The sequence below is a fragment of the Tabrizicola sp. genome (assembly GCF_041911175.1).
Taxonomy (GTDB): Bacteria; Pseudomonadota; Alphaproteobacteria; order Rhodobacterales; family Rhodobacteraceae; genus Tabrizicola.
On sequence record NZ_JAYRPN010000025.1, the window covers coordinates 1 to 13,041 of the forward strand.

Consider the following 13,041-nt stretch of genomic DNA (forward strand, 5'->3'; position numbering starts at 1 on the left):
CGGCACCTCACCAGGAACCGGCGGCATGCTACTTCCAGCGCCGACCGGCATTCTCGGTCAGAAGCCCGCCAACCACCCCGCCGAACAGGATCGTGCCGAACACCCCCAGCGACACCAGCGCACCGGATCGCTTGGCCATCGTCTGGAAGATGTCCAGGAACGCATCCAGCGCCCCGTCATAGCGCATCTTGACCGAGTTATCGAGCATCTCGGCCAAAGCGAGCAGGAACAGCGCCGCAACTGCCAGCACGATCGACGTCTTGATCCCCGCCCCCGCCGCCTCGACATAGCCCTTGCCGACCGATGGCCCCATCACTTTCCAGCCGGTGATCGCGCCCACCAGCGCCGCCACCTCGCGGATCGGACCGGCGGCGGCGGCGTCCGGCATGTTGACCGCATAGAAATTCGCCAGCACCCAGCCCACGACCGCAAAACTCGCGGCGGCCATCAGCTTCGCGCCGGTCGGCATCGGAGTCGGCATTCAAGCACCCTCAGCTGGGACGCGTCACCGTGATCTGCGTCACGTCGCAGTTTCCACCCTGGAATGCCCCCGCGCAAGAGGCCAGGTAGAAATCCCACATCCGCTTGAAACGTTCGTCGAATCCCAGCGACTTCACCTCGGCCCAGCGCGCGGTGAAGGTCTCGTGCCAGCGCCTGAGCGTCAGGCTGTAGCTCTCGCCGAATTCGATGGTTCCCTTGACCCGCAGCCCCGCCTTCACCACTTCGGCCCGCAGGACCGAGGGCGCAGGCAGCATGCCGCCCGGGAAGATGTGCTTCTGGATGAAATCCACCCCCCGCCGGTACAGCTGCCAGCGCGAATCCGCCACCGTGATGATCTGCAGCGTGGCGTTGCGGCCCGGCTTCAACCGCTCGCGCACCGCGTCGAAATAGACCGGCCAGTAGCGCTCGCCCACCGCCTCGAACATCTCGATGCTGGCAATCCCGTCATAGCTGCCGCGCTCGTCGCGATAGTCCTGCAGCCGGATCTCCACCCGGTCGGCCAGCCCCGCACGCCGCACCCGTTCGACCGCAAAGTCGTGCTGCGCCTGGCTGATCGTCAGCCCGGTGACCCGCAAGCCCCGCTCCCGCGCGGCGAATTCCGCGAACCCGCCCCAGCCGCAGCCGATCTCCAGCACATGATCACCGGCCTGCGCCCCCATCTGGTCGATCATGCTGGCGTATTTGCGCCGCTGCGCCGCCTCCAGGCTTTCCTGCGGGTTCTGGAAGATCGCCGAGGAATAGGTCATCGTCTCGTCCAGCCACAGCCGGTAGAATTCGTTGCCCAGGTCGTAGTGATACGAGATGTTCTTCTTCGCCTGCCGACGCGAATTCGACTGCATCCAGAACCGCAGCCGCTCATAGGCACGCACCAGCCCCAGGCCGGGAAAGCCGTCACCGACCAGGTTGTTCACCGGAAGCTGGATCAGGTCCAGGAAGGCCTGCAGGTCCGGCGTCACCCACCAGCCGTCCAGATAGGCGTCGCAGAAGCCCAGATCGCCCTCGCGCACCAGCCGCGCGAACAGGTCGGGATGCTGCACCGTGATCTCGGCTGCGATGCCCGGCGCCTTGCCCTCGGCCCGGAACCGGCGGCCATCGGGCATCACGAAATCGAGCCGCCCCTCGCCAAGCCCGGTCGCTGTGTCGAAGACCGTCGCGAACCAGCGCGGCAGACCGGCCTGCCCCTTCACCGTGGTCAGCACGTCCATCGGCCCGCTCCCCCCTGGGTCCCTGTCGCTGGCGACAGTTTCACCAAACTCGAGGCGTCGCTCAAGCCTTTCCTGCGCCATATGCCGCAAGGGCACGCGCCCTGCCCGCCGCCAGCTCGACCACCGGCGCGGGATAGGCCTGCCCCGGCACCAGCCCCCAGGACCGTGGCACCGCCGCGAAATAGGCCAGCGCCTCCGGCCCCGGCGCCCCGGACAGTTCGGCCACGAACCGGCGGCGATAGCGCCCGTCCGCATCGAACTTCTCCGCCTGGCCGCCTGGGTTGAAGATGCGGAAGAACGGCGCCGAATCCGGCCCCGAGCCCGCCACCCATTGCCAGCCCATCGCATTCGCCGCCGGATCCCAGTCGGTCAGGCAGTCGGCGAACCAGTCCAGCCCGACCTTCCAATGCGTCATGAGATGCTTGGTCAGATAGCTCGCCGCGACCATCCGCGCCCGGTTGTGCATGGTCCCGGTGACATACATCTCGCGCATCGCCGCATCGACGAAGGGCTCCCCCGTCATCCCCCGCCGCCAGCGTTCGGCGTCAGGGTTGTCGCCGCGCCAGGGAAAGCCGTCCCATTCCGCCCGCCAGTTGCCCCGCGTGATCTCCGGCGTATGGTGCATCAGGTGATAGCTGAACTCGCGCCAGGCCAGCTCGCGCAGGAAGCTCTCCGCCCCCGCCCGCCCCTCGTCCCGCGCGCGCAGGCCCGCATGCCAGACCTCGCGGATGCCGATCTCGCCACAGGTCAGGTTCTCCGACAGGCGCGAGGTTCCGGCGACCCCCGGAAAATCCCGCATCTCGCCGTAGCGGTCGACCGGCCCGTCCAGGAACGCCCCCAGCCTCGAACGCGCCGCCGCCTCGCCAACCACCTGATGGCGGGCCACGACCTCCGCCCCCCGGTTCATCGCCGCGCCCAGCCGCCAGTCTTCCAGCCGGTCCGAGACAGGCCAGCGCTCCACCCCCCGCAACCCTGTCGGAGCCACGGCCGGAGCCGTCACCGGCAGCCCCCGCATCGCCGTCCAGTACGGCGTGAACACCCGGTAGAAGCCGCCCTGCCCGGTCTCCACCGCCCAGGGCTCGTGCAACAGATGCCCCGCGAAGCTCCGCGCCTCAACCCCCTCCGCCTTCAGCGCCGCCTTCACCGCAGTATCCCGCGCGACCGAGGCCGGGTCATAGAGCCGCGACCACCAGACCCCGCCCGCGCCGGTCTCGACCACCAGCCCGCGCAACGCGTCCAGCGCCGACCCGCGCCGTAGCACAAGACGCACGCCCACCCCCTCCAGCGCCTTGCCGAAAGCCTCGACCGACAACCCCAGCCGCCACTTTGGCGCCGCGCCCAAAGCCTCGGTCTCCGGGTCCAGCAGGAAGACCGGCACCAAAGCCCACCCCGAAGCCGCCGCCGCCGCCAGCATCGGCTGGTCCGAAAGCCGCAAGTCGCGGCGGAACCACAGGATCAACGGTCTGTCGGACATTCCCCGGCCTCTCCCAACGCAGAGATACGTTATCCAACCAGGATCGGATCACCTAAACCCTTTCACCTGGCGAAAAATATCCTCCGGGGGTTCGGGGGTGGAAAACCCCCGACGCCGTCCCTTGCGCACTCTTCGCGCAAGGGACAAATGCAAAGGCTCGCGCGCCAGCGCTCCTTTAAACTGACCTCACAACACCCGGTCCAGCGCCGCGATCAGCCGCGCCACCTCCTCCGCCGAGGTATAGTGGACCGCCGACATCCGCAGCACCCCCTTCTCCCGGTCGATCCCCAGCGCCTCCAACGGCCGCACCGCGTAGAAATCCCCCGCCCAGCAGGCGATCCCGTTGCGGCCCAGCTCCTCCGACACCGGCTCCGCCGCGCGGTCCAGCTCCACCGCCACCGTCGGCGCCCGCCGCCCCGCCTCCCTCGGACCCAGCAGCCGCACGTCATTCCGCTGCCCCAGATAGTCCAAGAGCGGCTGGATCACCGCCACTTCCTGCGCCCGCATCAGGTCATGCACCCCGTGGTTGCGCGCCGCCGCATCCCCGCCGATCCCGTGCCGCGCCGCCAGCGCGTCGACATAATCCGCCATCCCCGCACAGGCCGCGACCTGCGCATGGTCCGGCCCCGCCGGAGTATGCCGCTTGTAAAGCGTGCCGTGGTTGAAGAAATGCGCCTGCCCCGGCAGCTCGAACCCGAACCCCTCGCGGATCACCATGATCCCCTGATGCGGCCCGAAGGTCTTGTAGGCCGAGAAGAGATACACATCGCAGCCCAGCGCCGGGACATCCGGGAACCCGTGCGGCGCATAGCTGACCCCGTCCACCACCGTCCGCGCCCCGGCGGCCTTCGCCATCGCCGTGATCGCCGCCACATCGTTGATCTCGGCGATCACGTTGGAACAATGCGGGAAGCACGCCAGCTTCACCTTGCCATCCGCCAGCAGCGCCCCCAGCGCCTCCAGCCGCAGCGACCCGGTGGCAGGGTCCAGCTTCCACTCCCGGACCTCGATCCCCTCCTCCGCCAACCGCCGCCAGACCCCCGAATTCGCCTCGTGGTCCTGGTTCGTCACCACCACCGCCCCGCCGGTCCCCGCCAGCCACTTCCGCACCGCTTGCGCCAGCACATAGGTATTGGCGCTGGTCGAAGGCCCGAACGACACTTCCTCCCGCGCCACCCCCATCATCGCCGCCAGCCGGGTCCGCGCCTCGTCCATCTCCGCGCCCCCCGCCAAAGCCCCCGGATAGGGCCCATAGGGCTGCACCTTGCGGTCGCGGTAGAACCGGGTCAGGCGGTCCACCACCTGCACGCAGGGGTAACTGCCCCCGGCATTCTCGAAGAAGGCATGCGAGGACAGGACCGGCGACGAAAACGCCGGGAACTGCGAACGGACGAAGTCGAGATCAAGCGCCACCTTACGGCTCCATGTTGGGGCCGCAGACCGGAACACCCCGACGCGAGGCGGGAAATCCCGGTCCGCGGCAGGTCTTCCAGCCAGACCGGCGGATGTCTCCCCGCCAGCCAGTGCCGGGCAGCCCCGGCATCGCCCCCAGACCTATCCTTCCCCGCCGCGCCCGGCAATCCCCTACCTGCGGCAGACCGCCGCCCGCGCTCGCGCAATCCGCCTTCCCCTGCCCTGCGACATTTTCTTGCGCCGACCAGGGGAATTCCGGCAGATTCCCCTTGTCCTTTTTTCCGCCGCCTCCCACCTTTGCGCTACCGGGACGGGACTGAGGGGTTCGCGTCTCCAAATCACAATGACCACAACCGGCGATCCGCCCTCGGGCCGGGCTGCCTGCCAACAGAGGAGCAACCATGACCCGTCTTCCGCTTTCGCTGATCAGCGCCGCCTCGGTGCTGGCGTTTTCCGTCGCCGCCCACGCCGCCGACCCCGAGCTGACCGTGCTCGACTGGGCCGGCTGGGAAATCGACGGCATGCTGCAGCCCTATGTCGACAAGAACGGCGAGAAGCCGAGCTATGTCTTCTTCGCCGACGATGACGAGGCTTTCCAGAAAGTCTCCTCGGGCTTCAAGGCCGATGTCGTCCACCCCTGCGCCGCGGCCGTTCCGCGCTACCGCGACGCCGGGCTGATCGAACCCTGGGATGTCTCGAAGATCCCGGAATTCACCAATATTCCCGAACGGCTGACCAAGCCCTTCACCGATGCCGAAGGCGTGTGGTTCATCCCGACCGACTATGCCTATACCGCCATCGCCTATAATGCCGAAACGGTCCCGGTCGAGGACGTGGCCACGATCCAGGTCTTCGCCTCCGACAAATATGCCGGCCGCATCGCGCTCCCGGACAACACCGACGACATCTGGTCGCTCGCCTTCATGGCCACCGGCGTCACCTCCTGGGACAACGTGACCGACGAACAGTTCCAGGCCGCCGCCGACTGGCTGCGCAAGGTCCACCCGAACGTCCGCGCCTACTGGTCCGACCCGTCGGAGCTCAGCCAGCTCATGGCCTCGGGCGAGGTGCAGGTCGCCTGGTCCTGGAACGATCCGGTGGCGATCCTGACCGAAGAAAAGTTCCCCGTCGGCTTCAACCGCAGCCCCGCCGAGGGCGCCGCGACCTGGTATTGCGGCTTCGTCAACATCAAGGACGGCCCCGGCAAGGAAGACAAGGCCTACGATTTCATCAACTCGCTTCTGGCGCATTCCTCGGCGCAGCCGCTGCTGGACGCCATCGGCTATTCGCTGTCCAACGACGCCGCGATGGCCGAAATCCCCGCCGAAGCGCTGAAAGCCGCCTATGTCGACCCGGTGACGACGCCGCTCTTCGTGCAGTCGCCGCCGACCAACGAGCTGCGCGAAAAGATGATCTCGGAATTCGAGTCGATCAAGTCCGGGTTCTGAGTCCGCCGCATGACCGTGAAACGCCCGGAGAACCCTCCGGGCGTTTTCTCTTGCGGGCTGCCCGCCAAATGACGCCCATGTAAGTCGGGGTTCACCCCGACTCCCGCTTCCGACTCGCCCCCCCCGGCAATCCCCCGGTTGCGCCACCCGCTCTCCCCGACTAATGCAGGACCCATCCCGACCCGGTCCCGCATGTTCGAACTCATCAGCCTCAGCTTCGCCTTCTTCTTCGGCCTGGCCGTCCGCCGGGTCGGACTGCCACCGCTGGTGGGATTCCTCGCCGCGGGGTTCGCCGTCCATGTTGCCGGGCCCTGGCTCGGCCTGCCGGGCGAGGCAGGGGCGATCCTCGACCATGTCTCCCATCTCGGCGTCCTGCTCCTGCTTTTCACCGTCGGCCTCAAGCTGCGCCTCGCTCAGCTGGCGCAGCCCCAGGTCTTCGGCGGCGCGCTGATCCACAGCGCCGTGTCGACCACCGTCGTCAGTCTCGGTCTCGTCACCTTCGTGGCGCTCGACTGGCCCACCGCGCTTCTCCTCGGCGTGGTCCTTTCCTTCTCCTCCACCGTCTTCTCGGCCAAGATGCTGGAGGCCAAGCGGGACATCGGCGCCTTCTATGGCCGCACCGTCATCGGCATCCTCGTCGTGCAGGACATCATCGCGCTGGCGGTCCTCGCGCTCTACAGCGGCGACGCCCCCTCGCCCTGGGCGCTGGTCGTCCTTGTCCTGCTGCCGCTGCTGCGCCCGGCCCTGCACTGGCTTCTCACCGTCGCGGGCCATGACGAGCTGATCGTCCTCGCCGGCATGCTCCTCGCCCTCGGCGCGGGCGGCGTCGGCTTCCAGGCGATCGGCCTCGGGTCCGAGATCGGGGCGCTGGTCATGGGCCTCCTCCTCTCCACCCACCCCCGCGCGAAAGAGCTGTCCGATGCGCTCTGGGGCCTGAAGGAAATCTTCCTCGTCGGCTTCTTCCTGCAGATCGGCATGTCCGGCCTGCCCGGCCTCAACGACCTCGTGATCGCCCTTGTGCTGGTGCTGCTCCTGCCGCTGAAAGGGGCGCTCTATTTCTCGCTGCTCCTGCTCTTCCGCCTCAGGGCGCGGACCGCCTTCCTTGCCGCCATCAACCTGACCACCTACAGCGAGTTCAGCCTGATCGTCGCCGCCGCCCTCCTGCCCGACTGGCTGGTGCCGCTGGCGCTGGCCCTCAGCCTCTCTTTCATCATCGCCGCACCGCTCGACCGGCTGGCGGACCGGCTCTTCGAGCATCTGGAACCCTGGCTGCAAGGGTTCGAGGCCCGGCGAATCCACCGCGACGAACTGCCGACCGACCTTGGCGCAGCGACCGTGCTGATCCTCGGCATGGGTCGCACCGGAACCGCCGCCTATGACGAGATCGCCGGGCATTTCCCCGTGACCGGCATCGACGCCGACACCTACCGCGTCCAGGGCCATGTCGCGGCCGGTCGCAACGTGCTCTTCGCCGATGTCGAGGATGCCGGTTTCTGGCGTGGCCTGCGGATGTCCAGGGTGGAATGCGTGATCCTGGCGATGGACAATGTCGAGGCCAAGATCAGCGCCGCCCGTGCGCTCAGGGCCAAGGGCTTCCACGGCCCGATCATCGCCCATGCGCTTTACGAGGACCACGTCCTGCGCCTGAAGACTGCCGGGGCGACCCATATCTACCAGACGATGAACCAGGCCGGCATCGGCCTGGCCGAACAGGCGGAACGCGCCATCGACCTTGGCCGCCAACCCGCCAGCTACATCGAGGTCTAGCCGCCGCGACCGGGCTGATCGCACCTTTCCAGATCCTTAACGCCCACGACCAACCTTTTGATACCGCTTCGCAATCCGATCTTGTCCACTGTGGACACCCGCCCTTGCACCCCCCGCCTCCGACCCCTATATTGAGCCTGTCGGGGGCAACCCCGACTATGGCGATAAACGCACCTGTAATAATCGGCTCGGACCCGGGGGCGGTACCCGGCGGCTCCACCAACACCCCGTTCGTTGCGGGAGGAGGGGGCCGAAATAGGATCGACGAACGACCAAAGAGGCCAGCTTTCGCTCGGTGAGGTACCACCGTTATCGGTCCATGATCACAGTTGCCAACGACAACCGTGCTCCGGTGGCGCTGGCCGCGTAAGCGGCTCGCAATACCAAAACTAAGCCCTTGCGGTTAGCACCGTAAGGCGGGGTTCGCAGGTACCTGGCAACAGAAACCTGCACCTTCCCCGCACTGCTCCTCGTTCGCCTACGGCTTCTCGTCGCCCCGCGCCCGCGAGGAGAACCGAAGGGCACGACGAGCCGCTTGCCAGACCCCGCTCCGCGGCCCCATCCTGCCCCATGCTCCGCGCGGCCCTTCTTCTCTGCCTGACCACCCAGCCCGCCCGCCCTTGCGAGACGGCGCTGCTTCTCTCCATCGACGTCTCCGGCTCCATCGACGCGGGCGACTACCGGCTCCAGACCGAAGGCCTCGCCAGCGCCCTGTCGGACCCCGAGGTCGCCGAGGCGCTGGTCGCGGGCCAGGTCGCCCTCGCCGTCGTCCAGTGGTCCGGCACCGAGGAACAGGCCTTCGTCCTGCCCTGGCAAAGGATGCTCTCCGATCCCGACGTCACCCGCTTCGCCGCCCGCGCCGCCGCCCTGCCCCGCGCCTTCTCGGGCTCGGACACCGCCGTCGGCCAGGCGCTCCGCTTCGCCACCGCCCAGTTCGCCGCCGTCCCCGACTGCCATCGCAAAGTGATCGACATCTCCGGCGACGGCCAGGAAAACGCGGGCTTCACCGACGCCAAGGCCCGGTCCGAGGCCATCGACGCGGGCCTCATCCTGAACGCCATCGCCATCGAGGAGCCCGGCCCCGCCATCCCGATCACCACCTACTACCGCAACTGGATCATCACCCCCGGCGGCTTCGTCGTCACCGCCCGGGGCCTGCAGGACTATGCCGAAACCCTGCGCCTGAAGCTTCTGCGCGAGCTGACCAAACCCATCGGCTGACCCTTGACCGACCCGGCCCCAAGGCCTACCCCTTGACGCATGGGGTCCGCGTCCGCCCCGTGAGGCCAAGGCCCAAGCGTCGCATCCCTGACCCATGCCAAGGATGCCCCCATGCCCCAGTTCGGCCAGATCACCCCCGCACAAGCCTTCCGCCAGATCGGCACCCCCGACGCGCCCAGTATCCTCGACGTCCGCACCAAGGACGACATCGCCGCCCTGCCCCGCACGCTTCCCACCGCCCGCTTGATCGCGCATGACCGGATTGCCATGCTGACCGATCCGCCCGGCAGGGCCATCGTCGTCTGCACCAAGGGCAAGAAACTGTCCGAAGGGGCCGCCGCCTGGCTCCGCAGCCAAGGCTGGCAGGCCGAGGTGCTGGAAGGCGGCGCCCTCGCCTGGGAGACGGCCGGACTGCCGATGCTGCCGCTTTCCCTCCTGCCATCGCCCGGCACCCCCTGGGTCACGCGACACCGCCCGAAGATCGACCGCATCGCCTGCCCCTGGGCAATCCGTCGCTTCATCGACCCGACGGCGCGCTTCCTGTTCGTCGCCCCGGCCGAGGTGCAGGCCGTCGCCGACCGTTTCGGCGCCATTCCCTTCGACATCGAGGGCGTGACCTTCTCGCACCGGGGCGAGCGCTGCAGCTTCGACGCGCTGCTCGACGACTTCCAGCTTCACACCGAAGCGCTTGACCGCATGGCCACCGTGATCCGCGCCGCCGACACCGACCGGCACGACCTTGCCCCGCAAGCCGCGGGTCTGCTGGCGCTTTCGGTCGGGTTGTCACGGATGTTTCGCGATGACCTGCAACAGCTCGACGCCGGGATCGCGCTTTACGACGCGCTCTACCGCTGGGCCCGCGACGGGCACGAGGAAGGCCACGACTGGCCCGCAGGACGCCGCGAATGACCACGACCCTTTCCGAACTGACCCGAACCTTCGCGAAGATCGGCTGCCTGTCCTTCGGCGGCCCCGCTGCGCAGATCGCGCTGATGCACCGGGTGATCCTGGACGAGAAGCGCTGGGTCGACGAAGCAGACTATCTGCGCGCGCTGTCGTTCTGCATGCTGCTGCCCGGCCCCGAGGCGATGCAGCTGGCCACCTGGATCGGCTGGCGGATGCACGGCCTCCGGGGCGGGCTGATCGCCGGGGGGCTGTTCGTCCTGCCCGGCGCGCTGGTGGTCCTGACCCTCTCGCTCATCTACGCAGCCTTCGGGCAGGTCCCGCTGGTCGCGGCGCTATTTGCCGGAGTGCAGGCCGCCGTCATCGCCATCGTGGTCGAGGCCTTGATCCGCGTCTCGAAACGCGCCCTGAAATCGCGCGAGGCCTACCTGATCGCCGCCCTCGCCTTCCTTGGCCTTTTCGCGCTGAAGCTGCCCTTCCCGGTCATCATCCTTGCAGCGGGGATCTGGGGCTTCTTCCGTACCCCGGCAGGCACGACCGACCGCCCCGCCCCGCCCGCTGCCCTGGCCCGCTCCCTGAAGGCCGCCGCCCTCTGGCTGGCGATCTGGCTTCTGCCCCTTGGCCTCCTGATCCTTGCCGCCCCCGCCCGCCTGGCCGAGATCGGCATCTTCTTCTCGAAACTCGCGGTTCTGACCTTCGGCGGGGCCTATGCCGTCCTCGCCTGGATGGCGCAGGACGTGGTGCAGGCGAAGGGCTGGCTGACGCTGAAACAGATGATCGACGGGCTGGGCCTGGCCGAAACCACCCCAGGCCCGCTGATCCTGGTCAACGAATTCGTGGGCTTCATGGCCGCGCACCAGACCGGCGGGTGGGTCCTTGGGCTGGCAGGCGCGGCAATCGCGCTCTGGATGACTTTCATCCCCTGCTTCCTCTTCATCTTCGCCGGCGCCCCCTTCATCGAGCGGCTGACCCATATGCCCCGGCTTTCCGGCGCCCTGGCCGCCATCACCGCCGCCGTGGTGGGGGTGATCGCCAACCTCTCGCTCTGGTTCGCGCTGCATGTTCTGTTCGCCAGCGTTCCCGAATTCGGCCTTGGCCCGCTGCACTTGTCCCTGCCGGACCCCGCAACGCTGCGGCTCCTGCCCCTCCTGATCGCAGCCTTCGCGGCCTGGGGGCTTCTGGTCCGGCATTTACCGCTACTGGTTGTTCTGGCGCTGTCCGCACTCGCCTCTGCGGTGGCGGCGGCTCTTTGACAAGGGAGCGCCACACCGACGCATCCACCCCTTCCCTTGGCCCCCGAATCCCCTATGCTGCACCCCAACCGGAAAGGACGGCTCATGGCGCGCAGTATCGACTATGGCAATCTCATGCACCGCGCGATGCGGGGCCTGATCCAGTCGGTCCTGACCGAGGTTGCCGACCACGGGTTGCCCGGCGCGCATCATTTCTTCATCACCTTCGACACCACCCACCCCGACGTGCAGATCGCCGACTGGCTGAAGGAACGCTACCCGACCGAGATGACAGTCGTGATCCAGCACTGGTATGAAAACCTGTCGGTGACCGATGAAGGCTTCAGCATCACCCTGAATTTCGGCAACAACCCCGAGCCGATGGTGATCCCCTTCGACGCGCTGCGCACCTTCGTCGACCCCTCGGTCGAATTCGGCCTGCGCTTCGAGACGCAGGAGCAGGACGAAGACGAGGACGACGAGGACATCGAAGTCGAAGTCGAGGAAGAGCCCGCGCGGCAGGACGCCGAAATCGTCTCGCTGGATCAGTTCCGCAAACACTGATGGGCAGCGATCTCGCGCTTTTCCGACGCCGCCTGCTGAAGAACCCGCGGCAGGTGTCGGCAATCGCGCCCTCGTCCCGAACCCTGGCCCGCGCCATGACGCTGGGCCTCGGCCCGAAAAGCGGCCCGGTGGTGGAGTTCGGCCCCGGCACCGGGCGGTTCACCGAGGCGATCCTGGCCCGGGGCGTGCCGCCCGGCAACGTCACCCTTTTCGAGCTGGACGAGGAATTCGTCACCTACCTGCGCGAGAAGTTCCCCGGCGTGACCGTACACCAGCTTCCGGCGCAAGAGGCGGCACGGCTGGTCCCGCCCACGGTCGGCACCGTGATCTCGGGCCTGCCGCTTCTGTCGATGCCGCCCGAGGTCCGCGAGGGGATCGTCGCCGCGGCCTTCGACGTCCTTGCCCCGCGCGGGCGCTATGTGCAGTTCACCTACGGCTCGCGCCCGCCGCTCCCGCCGGAGACCATTGCGACCCTTGGGCTGACGGTGAACCGGGGGCACAAGGTCTGGGCCAACCTGCCCCCGGCGACCGTCTACCGCTTCCGTCGCGGCTGAAGCCCGGCCGGGCTCAGAACTCCTTCCGCATCAGCCGGTCCAGCGAATAATGCGCGCCGCCATAGGCCGCGAACAGCGCCGTCGTGCCAGCCCAGAACAGCGAATTGGTCTCGGCCTTCATCTGCACCAGCGCCAGGAAGGTTGCGCCGCCGTCCGGCAACAGGTTCTCCTGCCCGGCAGCCGTCAGGTATTGCAGGTTGGCTTTCAGGAACTCGATCCCCTCGGGGGTGAGGAATTCGGGACCATAGGGATGGCTGACATGGAACCACCAGGTCACCAGCAGCATCACCGCATTGGCCAGCGAGACCGGACGGGTGAAGAGGCCGATCACGATCATCGCGCCGCCGATGAAGTTCAGCACCGCCAGCAGCGGCGAGAAGAACCAGCCCGGATAGAAGCCGAGGCTCTCGACGAAGCCGGTCATCGCCAGGGGCGCGGTGATCTTCGGCCAGCCCTCGACCATCAGGTAGCCACCGATCACCACCCGCACGGCGAGCCAGCCGAACGGCTGGGCGAAGCCATGATAAAGCGGCGCAAGGAAAGGCAGGATCAGCCGGTCGCGCGGCGACGAGGTCATTTCTGGCATGTCAGTCATTCGCATCTCCTGTATCAGGGGCCGGTCCCCGGGAGAGGCGGACCGGCCGCAGGTCGACTTCAGCACAGCACAACCTTCCCTTGCAAGCCCTGCGTCTCCCGGCCCACGCACACACAGTATGCGACGGTATGCCGATTGATTTCACCGCCCCCCGGCGCTAGACG

At 67.8% G+C, this 13,041-nt stretch carries 12 protein-coding genes and 1 other RNA gene; 8 read left to right on the forward strand and 5 right to left on the reverse strand.

Features of this window, described 5'->3' with window-relative positions:
* Positions 1 to 28: 28 nt before the first annotated feature.
* From ACE3P6_RS03095 to ACE3P6_RS03110, 4 genes are all read right to left on the reverse strand, one after another.
* Complete coding sequence (locus ACE3P6_RS03095) at positions 29 to 481, reverse strand: TrgA family protein (RefSeq protein WP_374371451.1); 453 nt, start codon at positions 479 to 481, stop codon at positions 29 to 31.
* Positions 482 to 491: 10 nt separating this feature from the next.
* Positions 492 to 1,706 (reverse strand): class I SAM-dependent methyltransferase, encoded by a 1,215-nt coding sequence (locus ACE3P6_RS03100; RefSeq protein ID WP_374391533.1) that lies wholly within the window; start codon positions 1,704 to 1,706, stop codon positions 492 to 494.
* A gap of 61 nt (positions 1,707 to 1,767) precedes the next feature.
* Positions 1,768 to 3,180, reverse strand: coding sequence for a deoxyribodipyrimidine photo-lyase (locus tag ACE3P6_RS03105; protein ID WP_374391535.1), 1,413 nt, complete (start codon positions 3,178 to 3,180; stop codon positions 1,768 to 1,770).
* A gap of 186 nt (positions 3,181 to 3,366) precedes the next feature.
* Positions 3,367 to 4,593, reverse strand: coding sequence for an aminotransferase class V-fold PLP-dependent enzyme (locus ACE3P6_RS03110; RefSeq protein WP_374391537.1), 1,227 nt, complete (start codon positions 4,591 to 4,593; stop codon positions 3,367 to 3,369).
* A gap of 401 nt (positions 4,594 to 4,994) precedes the next feature.
* On the opposite strand from ACE3P6_RS03110, the gene ACE3P6_RS03115 reads away from it, so the two are divergent.
* From ACE3P6_RS03115 to ACE3P6_RS03150, 8 genes are all read left to right on the forward strand, one after another.
* On the forward strand, positions 4,995 to 6,041 hold the full coding sequence (locus ACE3P6_RS03115) for a PotD/PotF family extracellular solute-binding protein (protein ID WP_374391539.1): 1,047 nt from the start codon (positions 4,995 to 4,997) through the stop codon (positions 6,039 to 6,041).
* A 192-nt stretch (positions 6,042 to 6,233) separates the two neighbouring features.
* Positions 6,234 to 7,808 (forward strand): cation:proton antiporter, encoded by a 1,575-nt coding sequence (locus tag ACE3P6_RS03120; RefSeq protein WP_374391541.1) that lies wholly within the window; start codon positions 6,234 to 6,236, stop codon positions 7,806 to 7,808.
* Between the two features lie 100 nt (positions 7,809 to 7,908).
* Positions 7,909 to 8,262: a transfer-messenger RNA gene (ssrA, locus tag ACE3P6_RS03125) on the forward strand.
* Between the two features lie 116 nt (positions 8,263 to 8,378).
* Positions 8,379 to 9,029, forward strand: a complete 651-nt coding sequence (locus tag ACE3P6_RS03130; protein WP_374391543.1) for a DUF1194 domain-containing protein — start codon at positions 8,379 to 8,381, stop codon at positions 9,027 to 9,029.
* Between the two features lie 111 nt (positions 9,030 to 9,140).
* Complete coding sequence (locus tag ACE3P6_RS03135) at positions 9,141 to 9,938, forward strand: chromate resistance protein ChrB domain-containing protein (protein WP_374391544.1); 798 nt, start codon at positions 9,141 to 9,143, stop codon at positions 9,936 to 9,938.
* A complete protein-coding gene (chrA, locus tag ACE3P6_RS03140) occupies positions 9,935 to 11,185 on the forward strand; it encodes a chromate efflux transporter (RefSeq protein WP_374391546.1) in 1,251 nt (416 codons plus the stop codon). Before ACE3P6_RS03135 ends, chrA begins: the two co-directional genes overlap by 4 nt.
* Before the next feature lie 84 nt (positions 11,186 to 11,269).
* A complete protein-coding gene (locus ACE3P6_RS03145; RefSeq protein ID WP_374391548.1) occupies positions 11,270 to 11,728 on the forward strand; it encodes an SspB family protein in 459 nt (152 codons plus the stop codon).
* Positions 11,728 to 12,282 (forward strand): class I SAM-dependent methyltransferase, encoded by a 555-nt coding sequence (locus ACE3P6_RS03150; RefSeq protein WP_374391549.1) that lies wholly within the window; start codon positions 11,728 to 11,730, stop codon positions 12,280 to 12,282. Before ACE3P6_RS03145 ends, ACE3P6_RS03150 begins: the two co-directional genes overlap by 1 nt.
* Before the next feature lie 13 nt (positions 12,283 to 12,295).
* Here ACE3P6_RS03150 and ACE3P6_RS03155 read toward each other — a convergent pair whose 3' ends face one another.
* Positions 12,296 to 12,877 (reverse strand): DoxX family protein, encoded by a 582-nt coding sequence (locus ACE3P6_RS03155; RefSeq protein WP_374391551.1) that lies wholly within the window; start codon positions 12,875 to 12,877, stop codon positions 12,296 to 12,298.
* Between the last annotated feature and the right edge of the window lie 164 nt (positions 12,878 to 13,041).

Excerpts from the sequence above, each read along its gene's own strand:
- ACE3P6_RS03100 (WP_374391533.1), bottom strand. The coding sequence starts at position 1,706 with ATGGACGTGCTGACCACGGTGAAGGGGCAGGCCGGTCTGCCGCGCTGG.
- ACE3P6_RS03105 (WP_374391535.1), bottom strand. The coding sequence starts at position 3,180 with ATGTCCGACAGACCGTTGATCCTGTGGTTCCGCCGCGACTTGCGGCTT.
- ACE3P6_RS03145 (WP_374391548.1), top strand. The coding sequence starts at position 11,270 with ATGGCGCGCAGTATCGACTATGGCAATCTCATGCACCGCGCGATGCGG.
- ACE3P6_RS03120 (WP_374391541.1), top strand. The coding sequence starts at position 6,234 with ATGTTCGAACTCATCAGCCTCAGCTTCGCCTTCTTCTTCGGCCTGGCC.
- ACE3P6_RS03135 (WP_374391544.1), top strand. The coding sequence starts at position 9,141 with ATGCCCCAGTTCGGCCAGATCACCCCCGCACAAGCCTTCCGCCAGATC.
- ACE3P6_RS03150 (WP_374391549.1), top strand. The coding sequence starts at position 11,728 with ATGGGCAGCGATCTCGCGCTTTTCCGACGCCGCCTGCTGAAGAACCCG.
- ACE3P6_RS03115 (WP_374391539.1), top strand. The coding sequence starts at position 4,995 with ATGACCCGTCTTCCGCTTTCGCTGATCAGCGCCGCCTCGGTGCTGGCG.
- chrA (WP_374391546.1), top strand. The coding sequence starts at position 9,935 with ATGACCACGACCCTTTCCGAACTGACCCGAACCTTCGCGAAGATCGGC.
- ACE3P6_RS03155 (WP_374391551.1), bottom strand. The coding sequence starts at position 12,877 with ATGACTGACATGCCAGAAATGACCTCGTCGCCGCGCGACCGGCTGATC.
- ACE3P6_RS03095 (WP_374371451.1), bottom strand. The coding sequence starts at position 481 with ATGCCGACTCCGATGCCGACCGGCGCGAAGCTGATGGCCGCCGCGAGT.
- ACE3P6_RS03130 (WP_374391543.1), top strand. The coding sequence starts at position 8,379 with ATGCTCCGCGCGGCCCTTCTTCTCTGCCTGACCACCCAGCCCGCCCGC.